The 21731-nt window shown below is 61.6% G+C and carries 18 protein-coding genes; 10 read left to right on the top strand and 8 right to left on the bottom strand.

The annotated features are described in order from the left end of the window. Positions 1-128 precede the first annotated feature (128 nt). The gene (locus tag AC1RT4_RS27800; protein ID WP_493089299.1) at positions 129-1415 is read right to left on the bottom strand and encodes an OprD family porin; all 1287 of its coding nucleotides are present in this window, start codon (positions 1413-1415) and stop codon (positions 129-131) included. A 299-nt stretch (positions 1416-1714) separates the two neighbouring features. After that, a complete protein-coding gene (locus AC1RT4_RS27795; protein ID WP_493089297.1) occupies positions 1715-2383 on the bottom strand; it encodes a DsbA family protein in 669 nt (222 codons plus the stop codon). 255 nt (positions 2384-2638) lie between these two features. On the opposite strand from AC1RT4_RS27795, the gene AC1RT4_RS27790 reads away from it, so the two are divergent. Then, a complete protein-coding gene (locus AC1RT4_RS27790; protein ID WP_493089295.1) occupies positions 2639-4729 on the top strand; it encodes a TonB-dependent receptor in 2091 nt (696 codons plus the stop codon). A 65-nt stretch (positions 4730-4794) separates the two neighbouring features. Here the strand turns inward: AC1RT4_RS27790 and AC1RT4_RS27785 are convergent, their stop codons facing one another. The 3 genes from AC1RT4_RS27785 to AC1RT4_RS27775 form a co-directional block, all read right to left on the bottom strand. Continuing rightward, entirely contained in the window at positions 4795-5007 is a 213-nt protein-coding gene (locus tag AC1RT4_RS27785; RefSeq protein WP_007952633.1) for a hypothetical protein, read from the bottom strand. Between the two features lie 245 nt (positions 5008-5252). Further along, complete coding sequence (aguA, locus tag AC1RT4_RS27780; protein ID WP_493089291.1) at positions 5253-6359, bottom strand: agmatine deiminase; 1107 nt, start codon at positions 6357-6359, stop codon at positions 5253-5255. A 179-nt stretch (positions 6360-6538) separates the two neighbouring features. Then, positions 6539-9451 (bottom strand): aminotransferase, encoded by a 2913-nt coding sequence (locus AC1RT4_RS27775; protein WP_493089288.1) that lies wholly within the window; start codon positions 9449-9451, stop codon positions 6539-6541. A 179-nt stretch (positions 9452-9630) separates the two neighbouring features. Here AC1RT4_RS27775 and rfbC point away from each other — a divergent pair, with 179 nt between their 5' ends. The 4 genes from rfbC (at position 9631) to AC1RT4_RS27755 (ending at position 13972) form a co-directional block, all read left to right on the top strand. Continuing rightward, a complete protein-coding gene (gene rfbC, locus AC1RT4_RS27770) occupies positions 9631-10176 on the top strand; it encodes a dTDP-4-dehydrorhamnose 3,5-epimerase (protein WP_493089285.1) in 546 nt (181 codons plus the stop codon). A 106-nt stretch (positions 10177-10282) separates the two neighbouring features. Continuing rightward, complete coding sequence (locus AC1RT4_RS27765) at positions 10283-12091, top strand: sensor histidine kinase (protein ID WP_045121692.1); 1809 nt, start codon at positions 10283-10285, stop codon at positions 12089-12091. After that, the gene (locus AC1RT4_RS27760) at positions 12088-13476 is read left to right on the top strand and encodes a sigma-54-dependent transcriptional regulator (protein WP_007952638.1); all 1389 of its coding nucleotides are present in this window, start codon (positions 12088-12090) and stop codon (positions 13474-13476) included. The genes AC1RT4_RS27765 and AC1RT4_RS27760 overlap by 4 nt, the downstream gene beginning before the upstream one ends. A gap of 40 nt (positions 13477-13516) precedes the next feature. Further along, a complete protein-coding gene (locus AC1RT4_RS27755) occupies positions 13517-13972 on the top strand; it encodes a YiiD C-terminal domain-containing protein (protein ID WP_493089284.1) in 456 nt (151 codons plus the stop codon). Between the two features lie 29 nt (positions 13973-14001). Here the strand turns inward: AC1RT4_RS27755 and cysQ are convergent, their stop codons facing one another. Both cysQ and nudE read right to left on the bottom strand, forming a co-directional pair. Next, positions 14002-14835 (bottom strand): 3'(2'),5'-bisphosphate nucleotidase CysQ, encoded by an 834-nt coding sequence (gene cysQ, locus AC1RT4_RS27750; RefSeq protein WP_493089305.1) that lies wholly within the window; start codon positions 14833-14835, stop codon positions 14002-14004. Positions 14836-14840: 5 nt separating this feature from the next. Beyond that, positions 14841-15407, bottom strand: coding sequence for an ADP compounds hydrolase NudE (gene nudE, locus AC1RT4_RS27745; protein WP_064382762.1), 567 nt, complete (start codon positions 15405-15407; stop codon positions 14841-14843). A gap of 88 nt (positions 15408-15495) precedes the next feature. On the opposite strand from nudE, the gene yrfG reads away from it, so the two are divergent. Then, positions 15496-16158, top strand: a complete 663-nt coding sequence (gene yrfG / locus AC1RT4_RS27740; RefSeq protein WP_493089282.1) for a GMP/IMP nucleotidase — start codon at positions 15496-15498, stop codon at positions 16156-16158. Positions 16159-16200: 42 nt separating this feature from the next. Here yrfG and lysM read toward each other — a convergent pair whose 3' ends face one another. Continuing rightward, positions 16201-16641, bottom strand: a complete 441-nt coding sequence (gene lysM / locus AC1RT4_RS27735) for a peptidoglycan-binding protein LysM (RefSeq protein WP_262159039.1) — start codon at positions 16639-16641, stop codon at positions 16201-16203. Between the two features lie 137 nt (positions 16642-16778). Here lysM and AC1RT4_RS27730 point away from each other — a divergent pair, with 137 nt between their 5' ends. The 4 genes from AC1RT4_RS27730 (at position 16779) to AC1RT4_RS27715 (ending at position 21711) form a co-directional block, all read left to right on the top strand. Continuing rightward, positions 16779-17666 (top strand): LysR family transcriptional regulator, encoded by an 888-nt coding sequence (locus AC1RT4_RS27730; RefSeq protein ID WP_064382760.1) that lies wholly within the window; start codon positions 16779-16781, stop codon positions 17664-17666. Between the two features lie 92 nt (positions 17667-17758). After that, on the top strand, positions 17759-18598 hold the full coding sequence (gene fdhD / locus AC1RT4_RS27725) for a formate dehydrogenase accessory sulfurtransferase FdhD (protein WP_179693004.1): 840 nt from the start codon (positions 17759-17761) through the stop codon (positions 18596-18598). Then, positions 18595-20943 carry an FdhF/YdeP family oxidoreductase gene (locus tag AC1RT4_RS27720; protein ID WP_273901351.1) on the top strand — a complete coding sequence of 783 codons (2349 nt, stop codon included), beginning with the start codon at positions 18595-18597 and terminating at the stop codon, positions 20941-20943. Before fdhD ends, AC1RT4_RS27720 begins: the two co-directional genes overlap by 4 nt. 288 nt (positions 20944-21231) lie before the next feature. Next, a complete protein-coding gene (locus AC1RT4_RS27715) occupies positions 21232-21711 on the top strand; it encodes a glycine zipper domain-containing protein (protein ID WP_085608624.1) in 480 nt (159 codons plus the stop codon). Positions 21712-21731 lie beyond the last annotated feature (20 nt).

The following is a 21731-nucleotide window of genomic DNA, read 5'->3' as shown; positions in this document are numbered from 1 at the left end:
GCTCGCACGAACATCATCAATCAAATCGGCGTTCTTGTTTCTGTGTTTCCCGGGATTCCGTGAAGAACCAAAAAAAACCCCGAACCAGTCGGGGTTTTTCTGTCGCGTTTCGCGGGTTCAGCCAATCATCAGAAGATGTTGATCGGGTAATCCACGAACACACGCAGTTCGTTGCCGCTGACATTGTATTCGCTGGATTTCTGCGAAACACGCAGGATCGAGCTGCGCAGCTTGATGCTCAGGTCTTTGGCCGGGCCACTTTGCACGACGTACTTGAACTGGTTGAAGATCTCGCGCTCGGTGCCGCCTTCGCTGGTGGACGTGGTGATGTTGTCGCCACGCACGTACGCGAAGTTGTAGCTCAGACCCGGTACGCCGAATGCGCTGAAGTCCAGGCCGTAGCCCAACTGCCAGCTGCGCTCGTCTTCAGCGTTGAAGTCGGACCAGTAGGAGTTGGCCAGATAGATGGTGTTGCCACCGTCACCTACGCGACCCTGACCTTTCTGGTAACCGCCATAGGCGTAACCCAGGTTGCTGTCGCCGGTGGAACGCTGGTGCGCCACGGTGAACGAGTGCGGGCCGGTGGCGAAGGTCGCTGCCAGGCTCCAGATCTTGTTGTCGTCGCCGGTCACACCGTTTTCGCGGACGTAGGAGTTGTCCAGCTTGGTGCGGTAACCGTTGAAGTCCAGGGTCAGAGACTGATCCTTGTCGATCGGGAACACGTAGTTGGCGTTCACGTATTGCTTCTTCAGCACGTCTTCGACGTCGGAAGCGTACAGCGCAGCCTTGAACTGTTCGGTGAACTGGTAGCTACCGCCCAACACGTTGATCGACTTCAGACCACCGCTGTCACGGCCTTCAGCGCTTTTACGCGATTCGGCGGTGAAACGACCGGCATCCAGTTGCAGGCCTTTGATCTCTCTGGAAGTGATCAAGGTACCGGTGTAGCTTTCCGGCAGCAGACGCGAGTTGTCGTAGTTCAGCACCGGCAGGGCCGGCATCTGGTCGCCGTAGGTCAGCACGGTGTTGGACAGACGGAATTTCACCGCTGCGCCGCCCTTGGACAGGTCGTCAGCCGCGTTGCCGCTGTCACCTTGTTTGAAGAAATCGATACCGCCAGCGCCGCTGCGGCCCTTGCCGCCGTCCAGACGCAGCGCGTACAGACCGAAGGCATCCACACCTACACCGACGGTGCCTTGGGTGAAACCGGACGAGAACGTACCGATGGCCGCCTGGCCCCATTCGGCCTTGTCCTTGTTGCCGTCTTTGTAATCACGATTGATGTAGGCATTGCGCAGAAGCACTTTGAGGCTGCTGTCTTCAACAAAACCCTTGGATTCGGCCTGGTCGTTAGCCATGGCCGAAGTGGCACTCAACATCCCCAGTGCGATCAGACTGATTCGCTTGTTCAACATTTTGTTTTCCTTATTACGGGTTGAAACGCGCTGTGTCGAACGGCTGAAACGGCGCTTATTGCACTCTTTTATTCACCCCGAAACAAAAAGACCCGCTCAAGACAATGTCATGGCGGGCCTGCTCCTGATTTTGTGTCATGGCGGTTAGCCACAGGCGTTGGGCCGAATCGTAGCCGCGCCCTCAACAATGTGTCAATTTCAAGAATCGTCTTTAAATAGGCGAAAAACGTCTAAAAAAAGTAAATATTGCGATGGCTTCGTGCACGGAATTGCCCGCAGTCAGGGATTTTGATGCGGGGTTACGCGCAACTATCGAGGCCACAGACCCGCGGGGTTTCAGTCCCTGGCGCAGGCGTAAATGACTCATTCAACCATTGGGCGAAGGCTTCTGGCTTGCCCAGCCACGGCCCGATATCAACCAATTTGAATTGACCGTCCTGTTCCAGTGCGAAAGTTGGAAAACCCTGCCCACCCAGTTTTGCCAACAGGGCGCGGCTGTTCTTTATATGTTGTTCGGTGTCGACGGACTGCACGGTGTTCAAGAACATATCGGCGTTGTAGCCCTGCTCCACTGCATATTCCACAAGCACACTTTCGTCGGCAATTCGCCGCCCTTCGACATAGTGCGCAGTCTGCAAACGGCCAAGCAGCTCCAGGCCACGGCCGTCGATTTTTTCCGCTGCCATCACAGCGGCAATCGGTGGTGCCGAATCAAACACCGCCGAGTGATCACGCAACAGAACTTCGAAATAAGCTTCGCCGAAGGGCTGACCGGTGTATTCGGCAATGCGTCGGTCGTGAGGCATCACGTAATTGCGCAGTTGCGGTGTAACGTTCTGGCGGTTGGCACCGGTCATCATGCCGCCGGCGTGGGCGATCACCGGCAGCACTTGTTGCGCGGCTTGCACCAGTGGTTTGGCGCCATAGCACCAGCCGCACAGCGGGTCGTAGATGTAATGAAGATTCATCGGAAAGCTCCGGTCAGAAGGTGGGAAAAATGATGTCGGCACATTAGTCCCTCGGTCGTTGCGGAAAAACGCCGGAATGGCTTTCAGTCTGTTTCGGCAATCGGTCAAATGCGCTCATTGTCCGTTCCGACATAAACATGAAATAAATTGACACAATCAAACCACGGAACCTTTCAGGAATAATTAACGGAAGTAAATGCAAAGCATTACCATTCGCGCGCTCGAATTCTTCCACCCTTTCGGATGCGCTTTTCAATGCCTGCCCCGTTCCGTCTCACGCCCGTCACGCTTGGGCTTTCTGCCTTTTTGTCTTCCGGTTTCGCTTACTCCGCGACCGAACTGCCCGCCACCTCTATCAGTGCCGAAACCCAGGCCGACGACCCGCGCGTGAAGGTCAGCAACACCGCCACGCGTACTTCAACCCCTGTGCGTTACGTGCCGCAGGCGATCGACTCGGTCAGGACCGCCAACTTCGCCAACTACGGCACCAATGACCTGGGCGACGCCTTGAGCGGCATGCCCAACGTCAGCAGCGGCGGCGATACGCGCTTCGACAGCCTGCGCATCCGCGGCTTCGACGCCAGCAACGACTTTTATCTGGACGGCATCCGCGACGACAGCCAGTACAAGCGCGACCTGCACAACATCGAACGCGTCGAAGTGCTCAAGGGCCCCGCCGCTGTGTTGTACGGCCGTGGCAGCCAGGGCGGGATCGTCAACCGCGTCAGCAAGGCACCCGAGGCCGGCCGCCGATCGACCATCGAGGCCCAGGGTGGCAGCGAAGATCTACGCAGCCTCTATGCCGACCTCAGCACCGACCCGAGCGACAACATCAGCCTGCGCCTGAACATGGGCAACATGGACGAAAACAGCTTCCGCGACGGCGTCAGCGGTAATCGCCAACTGTTCGCACCGTCGATGAGCTGGCAGCTCACGCCTGACCTGAACTGGCTGGTGCAATACGAATATAGCCGCTACAACCGCACGCCGGATCGCGGCATTCCCGGGGTAGGTGGACGCCCGGCAGATGTCGGCCGGGACACGACCTACGGCAACGATCAGGATTTCATCGACGACAAGACGCAATCCCTGCGCTCGAAACTGGCCTATGAAATCAACGACAACTGGCAGCTGCGCCACACACTTGGCGTGTTCAAGCTCGACAGCGATTTCGACAACACCTACCTCACCGGTTACACACCGGCGACCAAGAAGGTCACCCGCCAGCACTGGCAACAGGACCTGACCACCCGCAACGTGTTCAACAACGTGGAGCTGGAAGGTGGATTCGAAACCTTCGGTCTGGAGCACCGCCTGCTGACCGGCCTCGAAACCGGCAGCCAGCGCCGCGACCCGACGCTGTACAACGCGGCCACTTCCGGGCGCGGCAGTTCCGCCGTGCCGTCGCTGGATCTGTACAACCCCAACCGCGACTTGCGCCACACCGGGCGCATGCAAGTGTCGAGCAGCAGCCACACCGAAGTCGAAAGCCGCGCGATCTATGTTCAGGATCAACTGCGCCTGAACGATCAATGGCAACTGCTGGCCGGTCTGCGCTACGACACCTTCGATATCGAGTCGACCAACAAGCTGCGCAACATCTCCGAAGACCGTGACAGCCACAGCACCAGCCCGCGTTTCGGCGTGGTCTGGACGCCCCTGCAGAATCACTCGTTCTACGCCTCGTGGACCAAGACCTTCTCGCCGGTGGGCGGCGGTCTGATCGGCATCACCCCGGGCGCGGCCGGCAATACCAATGACCTGAGCCCGGAGCTGACCAAGCAGAAAGAAATCGGCGTGAAAAGCGACTGGCTCGACGATCGCCTGAGCACCACCCTCGCCGTCTATGAGCTGGAACTCTACAACCGCCGCACCACTGATCCGAACGACCCGACCCTGACCGTGCTCAGCGGTCTGCAACGCTCGCGCGGGATCGAGCTGACCGGTACCGGCAAGATCGTCGGCAACTGGTACGTGCGCGGCGGCGTCGGTGTGCAGGACGCAACCATCGAGAAGGACAACAACGGCCTGGAAGGCAAACGCGTGAACAACGTGGCCAAGCGCAACGGCAGCCTGTTCCTGACCTGGAAACCGGAAATGGGCTGGTACGCCGAAACCGGCCTGACCCTGGTCGGCCAGCGTTATGCCGACAACGCCAACACCACCGTGTTGCCGGGCTACGGCCGTTGGGACGCACTGGTCGGCTACCGTCACAAGGACTGGGACCTGCGTGGTGCCCTGAACAACATCACCGACCGCGAGTATTACTCGTCGGCCACCAGCGCATTCCAGATCCAGCCGGGCGCACCGCGCAGCCTGGTGGTCACCGGTACCTACAGCTTCTGATATCGCGCCCATAAAAAAAGCGCTGCCATCCCGGCAGCGCTTTTTACAATCCTTGTTTGTTCTTCTTATCCTTCCATCACATCCCACAGTGCTTCCAGTTCGGCCTCGCTGAACAGGCCAGCGGGGTAACGCTCGATCATCATCCGGCGCGGATCAGGTTCCCTGATCTGACGCGTTCCATTGGACTTCAACCAGTGCGCGACAATCTGGAGCGACTCACTATTTACAGCCATGGGATGCAACGTCCGCTCGCTGATTACGTTCACTTCGGCGTTCATTTCAGCGCTCTCTCCCCGTTCGTGAGCGGCTACGTTATCCAAGGTTTATGACAGAACTGTTGAAGTTCTCCCCCCTCCCTAGTGCGTCATCAGCGATACAAGAGCTATGCCAACGTCATGAAATTGTCGACCGGCGGACATAAAGAAACCCGCAGTCCTGACGGGCTGCGGGTTTCTCTTCAAGCGTGGGCAACAAATGACTGCCCGGTCGATTTTTCAATCAACTCAAGCTGTTACATCCGCACTCACTCTTTGTGCGGCGCGGGCTGCTGTTGGGTAAGGCAGTGAATGTTGCCGCCCCCCAGTAACAGTTCGCGGCCCGGAACCATCACCACTTCGTGTTGCGGGAACAGGTTCTGCAGGATCTCACGCGCCGGGGCGTCCATCGGATCGTCGAAGCTCGGCGCGATGATGCCGCCGTTGACGATCAGGAAGTTCACGTAGGAGCCGGCCAGACGCACGCTCGGATTGCGCTCCTGGGTACCGTCCACCGGGTCCACGCCCGCGCATTCTTCTTCGGTGGCAAACAGCGGCCCCGGAATCGGCATCTTGTGCACCGTGAACGAGCGGCCCTTGGCGTCGGTGCTGCTTTCCAGCACTTTCATCGCGGCCTGGCAGCGCGGGTAGTTCGGATCCTGCGGATCGTCGGTCCACGCCAGCAGCACTTCGCCCGGACGCACGTAGCAGCAGAAGTTATCCACATGGCCGTCGGTTTCATCATTGAACAGGCCATCCGGCAGCCAGATGATCTTGTCCACCGACAGGTTTTCGCTGAGCACCGCTTCGATTTCTTCGCGGCCCAGGTGCGGGTTGCGATTGCGGTTGAGCAGGCATTCTTCGGTGGTGATCAGGGTGCCTTCGCCGTCGACGTGAATCGAACCGCCTTCGAGCACGAAGCCTTCGGTGCGGTAGCGCGGGCTGCGCTCGATTTCGAGGATCTTGCCGCCGACCTGGGAGTCGCGGTTCCACGGCGAATACAGGCCGCCATCAAAACCGCCCCAAGCGTTGAAGTCCCAGTTCACACCGCGCACTTCGCCGCTGTTGTTGATCACGAAAGTCGGGCCGCTGTCGCGGACCCAGGCGTCATCGCTGGACATCTCGACCACGCGGATATTCGGCACGTCGAGGCGAGCGCGGGCGTTTTCGTACTGGCCGGCGGACACCGCCACGGTGACCGGTTCGAAACGCGCAATGGCTTTGGCCACAGAGGCGTGAGCGGCCTGCGCCGGTTTGCCGCCCAGACGCCAGTTGTCCGGACGCTCGGGCCAGATCATCCAGGTCTGGGTTTGCGGTGCCCATTCGGCCGGCATGTAGAAGCCATCGGCGCGTGGTGTGCTTTTCAATGTGGTCATGTCGATCAGACTCCAGGGAACCGTCGAGGTTTTTTCAACACGCCGTACAGGGTTGGACGACGGACTATGGCGACTTTATAAACGATAAATATCGGCTTTAGAAGCCAAAAAGAAAAAACAATCTCAATTTAATCCAACAAATACCGATACAAATCGGTATTTGTCGGGTTCGCATCATCTCAGAGCCCTTCTTCCAGCACCTTCGCCAGCATGTCGACGAAGAAATCCACGCTCTGACGCGAGGTGACCATCGGCGGTTTGATCTTCAGGACGTTCAGGTAATCGCCGGTCGGCTGCATGAAAATCCCCAGTTCCCGGAGGCGATCACACAACAGCGTGGTTTCCTCGGTTGCCGGTTCCAGGGTTTCCCGATTGCGGATCAGCTCGACCCCCAGATAGAACCCGGAACCGTGCACCGCGCCGACCAACGGATATTGATCGATCAACGCCTCAAGCCGGGCCTTGAAGTGAGCGCCGACCACCTGGGCGTTTTCCCAGAGTTTTTCCTCTTCCATGACGTCGAGCACCGCCATACCGATCTGGCAACTCACCGGACTGCCGCCGGCGGACGAGAAGAAATAGCCCTCGGCTTCCAGCGCCTCGGCGATTTCCCGGCGGGTGATCACGGCGCCCAACGGCTGACCGTTGCCCATGCCTTTGGCCATGGTGATGATGTCCGGCACCTCGCCTTGCTCTTCGAACCCCCAGAAGAAGTGGCCCATGCGCCCGTAACCGACCTGCACCTCATCGGCAATGCACACGCCGCCGCGGGCGCGCACCAGTTCGTAGACTTTTTTCAGGTAACCCGGCGGCAGCGAGATCCCGCCCGCGTTACCGTAGACCGGCTCGCAAATGAACCCGGCCAGTTGGCGTTTCTGCTCATCGATCTTCGCCAGATGATGTTCGACGCTGCGCACATAATCCGGCGCCGAATCCGGACCGCGAAACTCGCCGCGATAGGTGTTGGGAGCGGTGACCGCGTGCACCCAGTCCGGGCGACTGCTCAGGGCTTTCGGGTTATCGGCAATCGAAGTCGAGACCGCGTCCGCGCCGACCGTCCAGCCGTGATAAGCCTCCAGCACGCTGATCATGTCGCGCCCACCGCTGGCAGCCCACGCCAGGCGAATCGCCAGATCGTTGGCTTCGCTGCCGCTGTTGACCAGAAACACCCGATCCATGCCCTCCGGCGCCAATTTCAACAAGCGTTCGGAAAACTCGGCGACCGCCGCATAGTTGAACCGCGAGTTGGTGTTGAGCAGCGACCACTGCCGGCTCGCCACCGCCGCCATGCGCGGATGACCGTGGCCGAGCACCGCAACGTTGTTGAGCATGTCGAGATAGGAACGGCCCTGCATGTCGATCAAGTGATTGCGCCAGCCGCGTTCGATACGCGGCGGGTCGACGTAATAGTGCTTCTGGGTGCGGGCGAAACTGGCGTCGCGGCGCGCCAGCAGGGTAGCTGCGTCCAGCTCCGGTTCGGCATCGCAGGCCAGGCCCAGCAGCGCGGCCGGCGAGGGAGACAACGCCTGCCACGCCAACGCGCGCGATGGTGTACAGAACAGCGGCGCTTCAAGCTGCACGGCGCGAGTCAATTGCACGGTCAACGGGCCGTCCACCGAACCGAGCACCTGACCTTTGACCAGCGCTGCGCCGCCGTGCAACGAAGGTTTCACGCCCCACAGACGCAGGCTCAGTTGCGGGCCGTCGAGTCGCAGCGCGCCATCGGCCGACAGGTGAAGTACACCAGCGAACGGCGCTTCCACCGTCGAACCCTGGGGCACGTGCAATTCGACGTGCAGCGGGAATGTCTCTGGCTCATCGGCGCTGTCAGGGCGGGTACGTGAAAGACGGTATTGTCCATAGCGACTGGCCGCCAGTCCGTGGATGGCCGCTGCTTCACTCAACAGACGCTGATCGATGCCAGGCTGCTCCCAATTGCCCGCCTCGAAGTGCGCGCTCAACACACCCAGATCGATCAACGCAAACTCGCGCCCGACCAGACCGGGCAATAACGGCGCGAAACCTTCACTGTCGATGGCCGGCAAGGTCTGGCCGGCCGCCGAGAGAATCGCCGCCTCCATCAATGCCAGCGGCACCGAGGTGGCGACCCGTAATATCTCCCACTCGTGGGTCAGGTTGGCTCGGCTATAGGTATTGCCCGGATCGATGCTGACCTGTTGCTCGCCACTGAGCACCAGCACCGCCGCCCGCGCCACGATCAGCGGCCACAGCGCCAGCAGTTCTTCGTGTTGCAGCGGATTAACTGCGTGATAGGCCTGCACGGCCGGCAGAATCACGAACGGATCGCCGGCGGCGTGATGCAGCAGCGCGGCGCAGGTGACCGACAGATCGGTAATGCGCCAGGTGCGCACCAGATCGCCGAAATCGATGACGCCCTGCAACTGCCAGTGCCGCCGGGCGTCACGCTGCCAGACCACGTTGTCGTCGGTGATGTCCATGTGGATCGCCTGCACCGGCAGTTTCTCCACCAGCGGCTGCAAACGAAGTCTGGCCTGCTCGGCAGCTTCGGCGATCAGCGTGCGCTGGCGTTCATCGCCGATGACCGGCAGCAGGTGCTCGATCAGGGCGCTGGCGTGGCGCGCGTCCCATTGCAGCGTGCGTTCAAGCCCCGGGTGGTCGAACCCGGCCAGGGCCAGATCCATTTCGCCGCAGAGCCGGCCGAAGCCGGCGACGACTTCGTGGCCAAGGTGATCGAGAGCTGTCAGTGGCTGGCCCTCGATGTAATCGAGCAGCCGCACATGCACCGATTCTCCACCGACGTCCAGGGTCAGCAGGTCTTGGCCGTCATTGGCCTGGATGACCCGGGGAACGTGGACATCGCAGTGTTCAGCCAGATATTTCAGGCCTGCATGCTGGGCTTGCAGTTCAACCAGCGAATAGTCACCCCGACAGATCTTCAGCACGAACCGCCCACGCTCACTGTCGACCCGATAATTGAGATCCTGCTGGCTGCCCAGGGCCTGCAACGTGCCGTTCAAGCCGTAATGCTGCGCCAGCAGATGCCGGGCCTGCTCCACCGAAACCTGTGGGCTGGGCAAACTGGCGCGATGAATCAACGTGGCGAACGACATGGAACGACCCCTGAAATTTTATTAGGCGCCTATATCGCCATTGCTTCGGGCGATAAGCAACCCCCGACCATCCGTCCCCCGACACGCTGCGAGACAGGCGGATTTGCAAGCGCCCCTCGCACCTGTCGGCGCTTTGCGCAAGAATGTCGGCCATTCACACCTGCCACTGGAAAATCTACATGAATGTAATCACCACCGACCTGCCTGGTGTCCTGATCATCGAACCCAAGGTATTTGGTGACGAACGCGGGTTCTTTTACGAAAGTTTCAATGCCAAGGCCTTTCAGGACGCGACCGGTCTGGACACGCAATTTGTCCAGGACAACCATTCGCGCTCGCAGAAAGGTGTTCTGCGCGGGCTGCATTACCAGTTGGAAAATACCCAGGGCAAACTGGTCCGCGTTACCGCCGGCGAAGTCCTCGATGTCGCCGTGGATATCCGTCGCAGCTCGCCGCATTTCGGCAAGTGGGTGGCCGTGCGTCTGTCCGCCGACAACCACCGCCAATTGTGGGTCCCGGAAGGTTTCGCCCACGGTTTCGTGGTGCTGAGCGAGTTCGCCGAATTCCTCTACAAGACCACCGACTACTACAACCCGTCTTCCGAGCGCAGCATTCGTTGGGACGACCCGGATCTGGGCATCGACTGGCAGCTGGATGAAGCGCCAAAACTGTCGGCCAAGGACCAGACAGCGGCACTGCTCAAGGACGCCGACGTCTTTTCCTGAAGTCCTGTGTGAATTTTCAGCGCCGCTGCACACCCGGCCACGGGTGCGCAGACTGCGCCGGCAAGCCTAGGCATAATGCGCCTGTATCCACAGGCGCTCGATGCTCATGACTCCGACCCTTCCCCGACGCCCCCGCTGGCGCAGTCTTGCCCTGCTGGCCCTGTGCCTGGCCCCGCTGCTGTGGCCGCTGGAACATCTGGCCGAGCGTTATTACCGCAGCGAACTGGCCGGCCAGAACCGCCAGACCCTCGACCTCTACGTCGCCAACCTGCTGGGCACGCTGCATCGCTACGAAGTGCTGCCGCAAATCCTCGGCGACCTGCCGGCCCTGCGCGCGGTACTCGGGGCGCCGGACGACGGCGTGACCCAGGGCAACGCCAACCGCCTGTTGAAGAACATCGCTGCGCAGACCGGCGCCGAAGTCATGTACTTGATGGACACCAGCGGCCAGACGCTCGCGGCATCGAACTGGGACAAGCACGACAGTTTCGTCGGGCGCAATTTCTCTTTCCGGCCGTACTTCAGCGAAGCCATGGCCGGACGCCTCGGGCGCTTCTTCGGTCTGGGCACCACTTCCGCCAAGCGTGGCTACTTCTTCGCCGCCGCCGTGCGCAGCGGCGAAAAAATCATCGGCGTGCTGGTGATCAAGGTTGACCTCGACCACACCGAAAGCCTGTGGGGCAAAACCCCGGAACAACTGCTGGTGACCGACCACAACGGCGTGGTCATCCTCACCTCGCGCCCGGAATGGCGCTTTCGCGCGACCCGCACCCTGAGTGATGCCGAACGTGCGGCGATCACCGCGATCCAGCCCTACCCGACCCGCGAGCCTCGGCCCCTGAACCTGAGCCCCACCGCGTGGCTGCCGCAGACCCAGGACATCGCGGAAACCGGCTGGAGCGTCAGCATCCTTGCCCCGCGTACCTTGATCGACCGACCGGTGCGCACCGTGGTGGCGATCGGCGGCGCCACCTTGCTGGTAGTCATGTTGTTGCTGGGCCTGATGATGCAGCGTCGTCGTCATTACCTGGAACGCATCGCCTTCGAAGCCAAGGCCCGGCGGGAGCTTGAGGGCCGGGTTGCCGAGCGCACCAGCGATCTCGAAGGCCTGAACCGGCGCTTGAAACAGGAAGTGCTGGAACGCGAACAGGCCCAGCAAGAACTGGTGCGCGCCCAGGACGATCTGGTGCAGGCCGGCAAGCTGTCGGCGTTGGGAACGATGTCGGCGAGCATCAGCCACGAACTCAACCAGCCGCTGGCGGCGATCCGCAGCTACGCCGAGAACGCCGAAGTGCTGCTCGACCACGAGCGCACCGAAGATGCCCGAGGCAACCTCAAGCTGATCAGCGAGCTGACCGGGCGCATGGCCTCGATCATCGCTCACCTGCGCGCCTTCGCCCGCCGCGATCGCCACGCCCCGGAAAGCGTCGCCCTGCAACCGGCGCTGGACGACGCACTTGCCTTGCTGGCCAAGCGTCGCCGCAGCATGGATGTCGAACTGATCCGTGACCTGCCGGCCGCCACCCTTTGGGTCGAGGCCGGGGAAACCCGCCTGCGCCAGGTGTTGGGCAACCTGCTGGCCAACGCCCTCGACGCCCTGACCGAGAAAGGCCCGCCGCGCAAATTGTGGCTGAGTGCCGAATCCACCGACGAAGGCGTCAATCTGTACATTCGCGACAATGGCCCGGGTTTCTGCATGGAAGCCCTGGGCCGCGCCAGCGAACCGTTTTACACGACCAAGACCCGCACTCAGGGTCTCGGTCTGGGGTTGGCCATTTGCGAAACCCTGATGCGCGCCTTCGGGGGTGAACTGTCGTTCGCCAACCACAAGCAAGGTGGCGCCTTGATCACCCTGCGGCTGCGCGCCGGCGCGCCCGGGGTCAGCCTGCAACCGTCCGAGGATCGAAGCGCATGACCATCGACAACCGCATTCAGGTGGTGCTGATCGACGACGATCCGCACCTGCGTCAGGCCCTCGGCCAGACCCTGGATCTGGCCGGCCTGAAAATTCTTCCGCTGTCCGAGGCCAAAGGTCTGGCCGCACAACTGGAGCGCGACTGGCCCGGCGTGGTGGTCAGCGACATCCGCATGCCCGGCATGGATGGCCTGGAACTGCTGAGCGAACTTCACGCCCAGGATCCGGAACTGCCGGTGCTGCTGATCACCGGACACGGCGACGTGCCACTGGCCGTGCAGGCCATGCGTGCCGGTGCTTATGATTTTCTGGAAAAACCCTTCGCCAGCGACGCCCTGCTCGACAGCGTGCGCCGCGCCCTGGCCCTGCGGCGTCTGGTGCTGGACAACCGCAGCCTGCGCATGGCCCTGAGTGATCGCAACGAGCTGAGCGCGCGGCTGGTCGGTCAGTCCGCGCCGATGTCGCGCCTGCGCGAACAGATCGGCGCGCTGGCGGCGACCAAGGCCGACGTGCTGATCCTCGGCGAAACCGGCGCCGGCAAGGAAGTCGTCGCCCGCGCCCTGCACGATCTGTCGAGCCGGCGTAACGGCCCGTTCGTGGCAATCAATGCCGGTGCGCTGGCCGAGTCGGTGGTCGAGAGCGAATTGTTCGGCCATGAACCTGGTGCCTTCACCGGCGCGCAAAAGCGCCGGATCGGCAAGTTCGAGTTCGCCAACGGCGGCACGCTGTTCCTCGATGAAATCGAGAGCATGAGCATGGATGTGCAGGTCAAACTGCTGCGCATGCTGCAGGAGCGCGTGGTCGAGCGTCTGGGCGGCAATCAGTTGATCCCGCTGGATATCCGCGTCATTGCCGCCACCAAGGAAGACCTGCGCCAGGCTGCCGATCAGGGGCGTTTCCGGGCGGACCTGTATTACCGCCTCAACGTGGCACCGCTGCGCATTCCGCCACTGCGTGAACGGGGCGAAGATGCGTTGATGCTGTTCCAGCATTACGCCGATGAAGCCAGCGCGCGCCATGGTCTGCCACCGCATGAACTGCAACCGGCGCAACGGGCGTTGCTGCTGCGACATTCATGGCCGGGCAACGTGCGGGAATTGCAGAACGCGGCGGAGCGTTTTGCCCTCGGCCTGGAACTGGCACTGGACAACACGCAGCCCGATGGCAGCCCCGGCACCACCGTCGAAATCACCGCAGGTGGCCTCAGCGAGCAAGTGGAAAACTTCGAGAAATCCCTGATCGCCGCCGAACTGGCCCGCTCTCACGGTTCCGTGCGCAGTCTCGCCGAAGCCCTGGGCATTCCGCGCAAGACCCTGCACGACAAACTGCGCAAGCACGGGTTGAATTTCGCTGGCAGCGGCGGCCATTCCGACGAATCCGAATGAAGCACGCTCAATTCACTTTTCTGCCGTAAGAGGTCCGGGCATGAAGCACGACAGTCGTTATCTGGAATCCGTTCTTCACCACGACATCCCGCTGACCCGGGACATGGGCCTCAAGGTGCTCGACTGGCAGGAACAGCAACTACGCCTGCACCTGCCGCTGGACGCCAACGTCAATCACAAGAGCACCATGTTCGGTGGGAGCCTGTATTGCGGTGCGGTGCTGGCCGGTTGGGGCTGGCTGCATTTGCGGTTGAAAGAGGAAGGCATCGAAGACGGGCACATCGTGATTCAGGAGGGACAGATCAGTTATCCACTGCCGGTCACCGGCGATGCCATTGCGATCTGCCCGTCACCGAGTGCAACGCAGTGGAAGAAATTTCTGGCGATGTATCAGCGTTACGGGCGCGCGCGATTGACTCTGCATACGCGGGTCGTCAATGCCGGTAGCGATGAGGATGCAGTGACCTTCAGCGGGCAGTACGTCCTGCACCGCTGAGGACTTGGCGCTTCGGGCCGGGAGCGCTATTACGAACGGGCCAGTTCCAGCAACTTCGAACGCCACGCCGCTTTTGCCGGCAGTGCAAGAAAGAACGCGTTGCGTAATGATTCCCGTGGTGGATAACAGAACGCATCACCGTTCAAATCCAGAACCTCGCCGCCGGCGCCTTCCAGAACGCCTTGCGCCGCCGCCGTGTCCCACTGGGATGTCGGCGCCAGTCGCGGGTAACAATCGGCCGCCCCTTCGGCCAGCAGACAGAACTTCAGCGAACTGCCGATGTTGGCCAGTTGCAACTCTCCAAGGCTGGCACTCAATCCGGCCAGCAAGCGTTCCTGCTCCGGACTCGAATGACGGCGGCTGGCGACCACGGTAAACGCTTCGCCCGGCCCCGGCACGTCACGAACCTGAATCGCCACCGGCGTGCCGCCCGTGTCGCCGCGCCAGGCACCGAGCCCGGCTCCGCCGACGTAGAACCGACCGTTGGTCGGCATCGATACCACACCGAACACCACCCGACCGTTTTCGATCAACGCAATGTTGACGGTGAACTCTTCGCTGCCACTGATGAACTCCTTGGTACCGTCCAGCGGATCCACCAGCCACCAGCGCTGCCAGCCTGCGCGCACGCTTTGCGGGATGTTGGCGTCCTCTTCGGACAGCACCGGAATGCTCGGATCCAGCGCTGTCAGGCCAGCCACGATCACGTGGTGAGCGGCCATGTCCGCCGCCGTCACCGGCGAATCATCGGACTTGGCGGTGACCGCCACATCGGCGCGCCAGAACGGCAGGATCGCCTCACCGGCCCGCAATGCCAGCTCGACCACCGGCGCCATCAACGGATGGGGAAAATTCATCGGCATCTCACTCATGACTGGAAAAATCCGCGCTGGGTCAGCAGGTCGCGGGTCAGGTACAACGCCGCCAGGGCGCGCCCTTCACTGAAATTCGGATTTTGCGCCAGCGCCGACAGCTCCCGCAGGTTGACCTTGTCCACGCGCATCGGCTCGGGCTCATCGCCTTCGAGGCGCTCTTCGTACAAATCGGTGGCCAGCACCACCTGAATCTTCTGGCTCATGTAACCGGGGGACAACGACAGCTCGGTCAGATGCTCCAGTTGTCGCGCGCCATAACCGGCTTCTTCCTTGAGTTCGCGTTCGGCGGCAGCCAGCACGTCTTCGCCGGGCTCGATCAAGCCTTTGGGCAACGACAGTTCGTACTCGTCGGTGCCGCCGCAGTATTCCTCGACCAGCACCGCGTGCTCGGCATCGAGCATCGCCACGATCATGACCGCGCCATAACCGGCGCCCTTGCCGACCAGCCGCTCGTAGGTGCGTTCCACGCCGTTGGAGAAACGCAGCTTCAGCTCTTCGACGCAGAACAGCCGGCTGGTGGCGACGATCTCGCGGGCAAGTACGGTGGGTTTCTGGCGCATGCAAAGCTCCTTGGCGTGAACGCGCTACTATAACGCGGCTTTTCCGATTGTTTGCGTCGGATATCTTTCTACCGTTCGAGACGTTGCCATGCCTTCACTACCCTGGTCCGACATCGATACCGTTCTGCTGGACATGGACGGCACGTTGCTGGACCTGCACTTCGACAACCACTTCTGGCTGGAACACCTGCCGCAGCGCTACGCCGAACTGCACGGCGTGAGCCGGGCCATGGCGGAAATGGAATTGCAGCCGCTGTTCGAGCGCCATGCCGGTCAGTTGCAGTGGTACTGCCTGGATTTCTGGAGCGCGGAACTGAAGCTGTCGGTGCGCGAGCTGAAACTGGAAACCGCCCACCTGATCGCCCTGCGCCCGGACGCCGACACCTTTCTGGAGGCGATCAAACGCGCCGGCAAACGCGTGGTGATGATCACCAATGCGCACCGCGATTCGCTGTCGCTGAAACTGGAACGAATCGAACTGGCGCCGTACTTCGAACGGCTGATCAGCTCCCACGACTACGGTTTCCCCAAGGAGAACCCGCAATTCTGGGACGCCTTGCAGGCCGACATCGGTTTTGACCCGGCGCGCAGCCTGTTCATCGACGACACCTTGCCAATCCTGCGCAGTGCGCGGAATTTCGGCGTGGCGCATCTGTTGGCCGTGAAGGAGCCGGACAGCCGAAAAGGGCCGAAGGACACCGCGGAGTTTGCGGCGGTCGAGGATTATCGGGATTTGATTGCGGGGCTTTGAATACTGCAGGAGCCGCCAAAGGCTGCTCCTGCAGGCGTGTTGTTACTCGGGAATACGCAGCGTCTGCCCCGGATAAATCTTGTCCGGGTGTGACAGCAGCGGCTTGTTGGCCTCGAAAATCTTGTTGTACTGGTTGGCGTTGCCGTACACCGCCAGGGAAATCGCGCTGAGGGTGTCGCCCTTCTTCACGACCACAAAACGCGCCGCCGCCACAACCGGCCCGGTCACGGTGATCTGGTCATCGACGCTGCCGACACCGGCAATGTTGCCCACTGCCAGAAGAATCTTCTCTTTCTCTTCCTGGCTCGACACTTCACCGGTGACTGTCACCTTGTCACCGTCCACGGTCGCCTGGACATTCGGGTTACCCAACCCGACCTTGCTGATGTGCTCCTTCAATTGCTCGCTGGCATTGGCGTTACCGGGGGTCAACAGGTCGAGCAACTTCTCACCGGCCTCTTTCACAAAGCTCAAAAGACTCATAGCGCACACTCCTTGATTTAAGTTCCAGACGCCCAAGCCTAGACCACGCCGGACAAACCCGGTTCCGGCCCGACCAATGACCCTGCCCCCGCGCAAGCGGTAGAATCGCCCACCCTTGCCAGCGCCCCGGAGCGAAGATGGACATCAAGCAGCTGAAATTCCTCATCGCCCTCGACGAAACCCGCCATTTCGGCCAGGCCGCCGCGCGCTGCCACATCACCCAGCCGACCTTGTCGATGCGCCTGCGCAGCCTTGAGGAAGAACTCGACCTGCCACTGGTCAACCGTGGCCAGCGCTTCGAAGGTTTCACCGCGCCGGGCGAACGGGTGCTGGCCTGGGCGCGCACGGTGCTGGCGGCCTATGACGGCTTGCAGGCGGAAGCGGCGGCCTGTCGCGGCAATCTGATCGGCACCCTGCGGCTGGGCGTGGTGCCGTTGTCGAGTTTCGATGCGCTGCCTTTGATGCAACGCCTGCACGCGCAACACCCGAACCTGCGCTTCGAACTGTCCTCGCTGAGCTCCGAACAGGTCCTGGAGCAACTGGCGAACAACCGCATCGACATTGGCGTGTCTTACCTGGATCGCCTCGACGGCGAGCGGTTTGAATCCCTGGCGTTCAGTGAAACGCAGATGGGCCTGCTCTACGACCAGCGGTTTTTCAGCTTTGGCGAAGCGCCGCTGAGCTGGGAATCCCTGATTGAGCTGCCTCTGGGCATGCTCACCAGCGGCATGCATTTTCGCCAGTCCATCGACCATAACTTCCACAGCCGTGGCCTGACCCCGCAACCCTTGCTGCAAACCGACGCCGTTCACCAATTGTTGCAAGCTGTGCACGGCGGGCTGTGCTGCGCGGTGATGCCACTCGATGGAGGTCTGGAAAACCTCACGGATAACCTGCGCCTGCAACCCATCGAAAACGCCCAGACCCTCGCCCGACTGGGCCTGATCATGCGTCGCGGGGCACCACGCTCGGCGCTGGCCGAGGCCTGTTTCGCGCTTTATCAGAAATCACCAACGGACGCTTGATCGACGGCATCTATCGAAGGATCGACACTAGCGATTAGACGCGACAACTTGCCGCGCCTAGTCTTAACGTTGATCAATCCGTCGGTGATGCCATGAACGCCAAGCGCCCGGCCTGCGCGGCGCCTGCTCTCGAAACGCCCGCGCCTGCCGCCAGTCAGACCTACAGCTACAGCGATCTCCCCCTCGCGGAATCGGCCAGCACCGCGCTGGCCGAAGAAGTCGCGTTGGCGATTGCCTACAACGGCATCAGCCAGGCAGTGATGCTGGTCACCCCGACCGACCTTGAAGACTTCATCGTCGGCTTCAGCCTCGGCAGCGGCATCATCGAAGACGCTTCGGACATCTACGACCTGCAACTGAGCGGTTCGGGCTCGGCGCAATACGCGCAAGTGACCATCGCCAACCGCGCCTTCTGGAATCTCAAGCAACAGCGTCGGCAACTGGCCGGCACCAGCGGTTGCGGGTTGTGCGGCGTGGAAGCGGTCGAGCAGGCGCTGCCTGATCTGAAGGTTTTGCCCGGCGCCCCCTTGCCACCCATCGAATGGCTCGACGGTCTGCGTCAGCGCATCGGCGCGTTCCAGCCGCTGGGCCAGCACTGCGGCGCGGTGCATGCGGCGGTGTTCATGAACGCCAGCGGTGAATTGCTGCTGGGCCGCGAAGACATCGGCCGGCACAACGCCCTCGACAAGCTGATCGGCGGCCTGATCCGGCAAAAGATATCCACAGCCGGCGGACTGGCGATTGTCACCAGCCGTTGCAGCCTCGAATTGATCCAGAAAGTTTTGCGGGCCGGGATTCAGACCCTGGTCAGCCTGTCCGCGCCCACCGGCCTCGCCGTGCAATGGGCCCGGCGCCACAACCTCAATCTCATCCACCTGCCGCAAAAGAACGCGCCGCGGGTGTATAGCCCAGAAATGGAGAAACACTCGTGAGCCAACACCATCAAGCCGACCAGAAACCCGTCCCGCGCTACAAGCCTTACAAGGGCGCAGCCGGTGGCTGGGGCGCACTGATCAGCGTGGCCCAGGCCTGGCTGACCAGCGACAACGCGCTGAAAAACCTGCGCATGATGCTCAAGACCAACCAGAACGGCGGCTTCGACTGCCCGGGCTGCGCGTGGGGCGATTCGCCGGAAAGCGGGATGGTCAAGTTCTGCGAGAACGGCGCCAAGGCGGTGAACTGGGAAGCGACCAAGCGTCGAGTCGATGGCAAATTCTTTGCCAAGCACAGCGTCACCGCGTTGCTGGAACAGAGCGACTACTGGCTCGAGTATCAAGGTCGCCTGACCGAGCCGGTTGTGTACGACGCCGAAACCGATCGCTACAAGCCGATCAGCTGGGACGATGCCTACGCGCTGATCGGCAAACACCTGCAAGGGCTGTCGAGTCCTGATCAGGCCGAGTTCTACACCTCGGGCCGGGCCAGCAACGAAGCGGCGTACCTGTATCAACTGTTCGTGCGCGCCTTCGGCACCAACAATTTCCCCGACTGCTCGAACATGTGCCATGAGGCCAGCGGCGTGGCGCTGGCGCAGAGTGTCGGCGTCGGCAAAGGCACCGTGACCTTCGACGATTTCGAACACGCCGATGCGATTTTCGTCTGGGGCCAGAACCCGGGCACCAACCACCCGCGCATGCTCGAACCGCTGCGTGAAGCGGTGAAACGTGGCGCTCAGGTGGTGTGCATCAACCCGCTGAAAGAGCGTGGCCTGGAACGCTTCCAGCATCCACAGCACCCAATCGAAATGCTCACCAACGGCGACAAGCCGACCAACACCGCGTACTTCCGCCCGGCACTGGGTGGCGACATGGCGGTGCTGCGCGGTATGGCCAAGTTCCTGCTGCAATGGGAACGCGATGCGCAGAAGGCCGGTGCGCCGGCAGTGTTCGATCACGACTTCCTCAATGAACACAGCGTCAACGTGCTGGAATACCTCGGCGTCGTCGATGACACGCCGTGGGAGCAGATCGTCGCGCAATCCGGCCTGACCCTGGTGGAAATCGAGCAAGCGGCGCGCATGTACGCCAAAGGCAAGAACGTCATCATGTGCTGGGCGATGGGCATCACCCAGCATCGTCACTCGGTGCCGACCATCCAGGAAATCGCCAACCTGATGCTGCTGCGCGGCAACATCGGCAAACCCGGCGCCGGTCTGTGCCCGGTGCGTGGCCACAGTAACGTGCAGGGCGACCGCACCATGGGCATCAACGAGCGTCCGCCGGTGGCATTCCTCGATTCCCTTGAGCGTCGCTTCCAGTTCAAGGTGCCGCGTCACAATGGGCACAACGTGGTCGAAGCGATTCATGCGATGGCCGAAGGTCGCGCCAAAGTGTTCATCGGGCTGGGCGGCAACTTCGCCCAGGCCACGCCGGACAGCCCGCGCACCTTCCAGGCCCTGAGCAACTGCGACCTGACCGTGCAGATCAGCACCAAGCTCAACCGCAGCCACCTGGCTCACGGCAAGGACGCGTTGATCCTGCCGTGCCTGGGCCGTACCGACATCGATATCCAGACCGAAGGCCCGCAGGCTGTCACCGTGGAAGACTCGTTCAGCATGGTGCATGCCTCCAACGGTCAGTTGCAGCCGCTGTCGAACCAGATGCGCTCGGAGCCGTCGATCATCGCCGGCATTGCCGCCGCGACCCTGGGCAGCAAACCGGTGGACTGGAACTGGCTGGTGGCCGACTACCGGCGTATCCGCGAACTGATCGCCGATACCATCCCGGGCTTCAAGGATTTCAACGAGAAGGTCAAGAACCCGGGCGGTTTCTACCTCGGCAACAGCGCCGGCGCGCGCAAGTGGAACACCACTTCCGGTCGGGCCAACTTCAAGCCGAACATGCTGCCCAAGGACCTGATCCACGAGCGCACTCGCGCTACCGGCAAACTGCCGGACCTGATCCTGCAATCGATGCGCTCCCACGATCAGTACAACACCACGATTTATGGTCTCGACGATCGTTATCGCGGCGTGAAGGGGCAGCGTGATGTGCTGTTCGCCAACGAAGCCGACATCATTCGTCTGGGCTTCAAGCCGGGGCAGAAGGCTGACATCGTGTCGCTGTGGGACGATGGCCGCGAGCGTCGGGTGAAAGGCTTCACGCTGCTGGCGTTCGATATTCCGGCGGGGCAGGCGGCGGCTTATTACCCTGAGGTGAACCCGTTGGTGCCGCTGGAAAGCACCGGCGATGGCAGCCATACGCCGACGTCGAAGTTCATTGCCATTCGCCTGGAAGCGGCGAGTGAAACGGGGCTGATCATGGCCAAATCGGCCTGATTCTGATCGCTCCCACGCTCTGCGTGGGGGCGCAGCCAAGGACGCTCCGCGTCCGAAAATCAAACTCGATACAACTCACAGACACTTTTCAAACGCCCACAAAAAAGGCCGCTTTGTGATCAAAGCGGCCTGTCCGAAGTAGCTAAAGACCGGCGAAAAACCGTTAAGTTCCGCTCAAAAATCAGCAACTTGCAGAATTGTATACAAGTCGTGTTATTCGTCGGATTTCGATTGTCACGCCCATTCCAGAGCCTCAGGATCGCGCCGTCATCCCTTTGAGGCTCCTCTATGAAGTTCTCCTCGATTCTCTTGTTGTCCCTTGGCCTGGTCAGTGGCTTCGCTTCTGCCGGAGGCACCACCGAAGCAGGTGTGGGCGGCGCATTGGGCGGGGTTCTTGGCTCGGTCGTCGGTCAATCGTTAGGCGGCAGTACAGGTTCAACCATTGGCGCAGCCCTGGGCGGCGCGGGTGGTAGTGCGGTGGGCGCCGACAAGCGCAGCCGTGGCGAAGCAGCCATCGGCGGTGCGCTGGGCGCAGCCGGCGGCAACGTGGTCGGCCGCAGCATGGGCGGCACCACCGGCAGCCTGATCGGCGCAGCAGCCGGCGGCGGCGCGGGTGGCGCGCTGGGCAACTACATGGGTAACAAGAGCGATGACGACGATCGTCATTACGACCGCGGCCGTGACCGTCGCTACTACCGTGACGACCACCGTGGTCGCGGTCATGCCTACGGCCATCGCAAGCATCACAAGTACTATCGCCACCGCTGAGGCGAAGGCTTGAAGAAAAA

The organism is Pseudomonas sp. GW821-FHT11D10 (assembly GCF_058808435.1).
The sequence above is the reverse complement of the archived record's forward strand: the minus strand, read 5'-3'. Positions and strand labels throughout refer to the sequence as shown.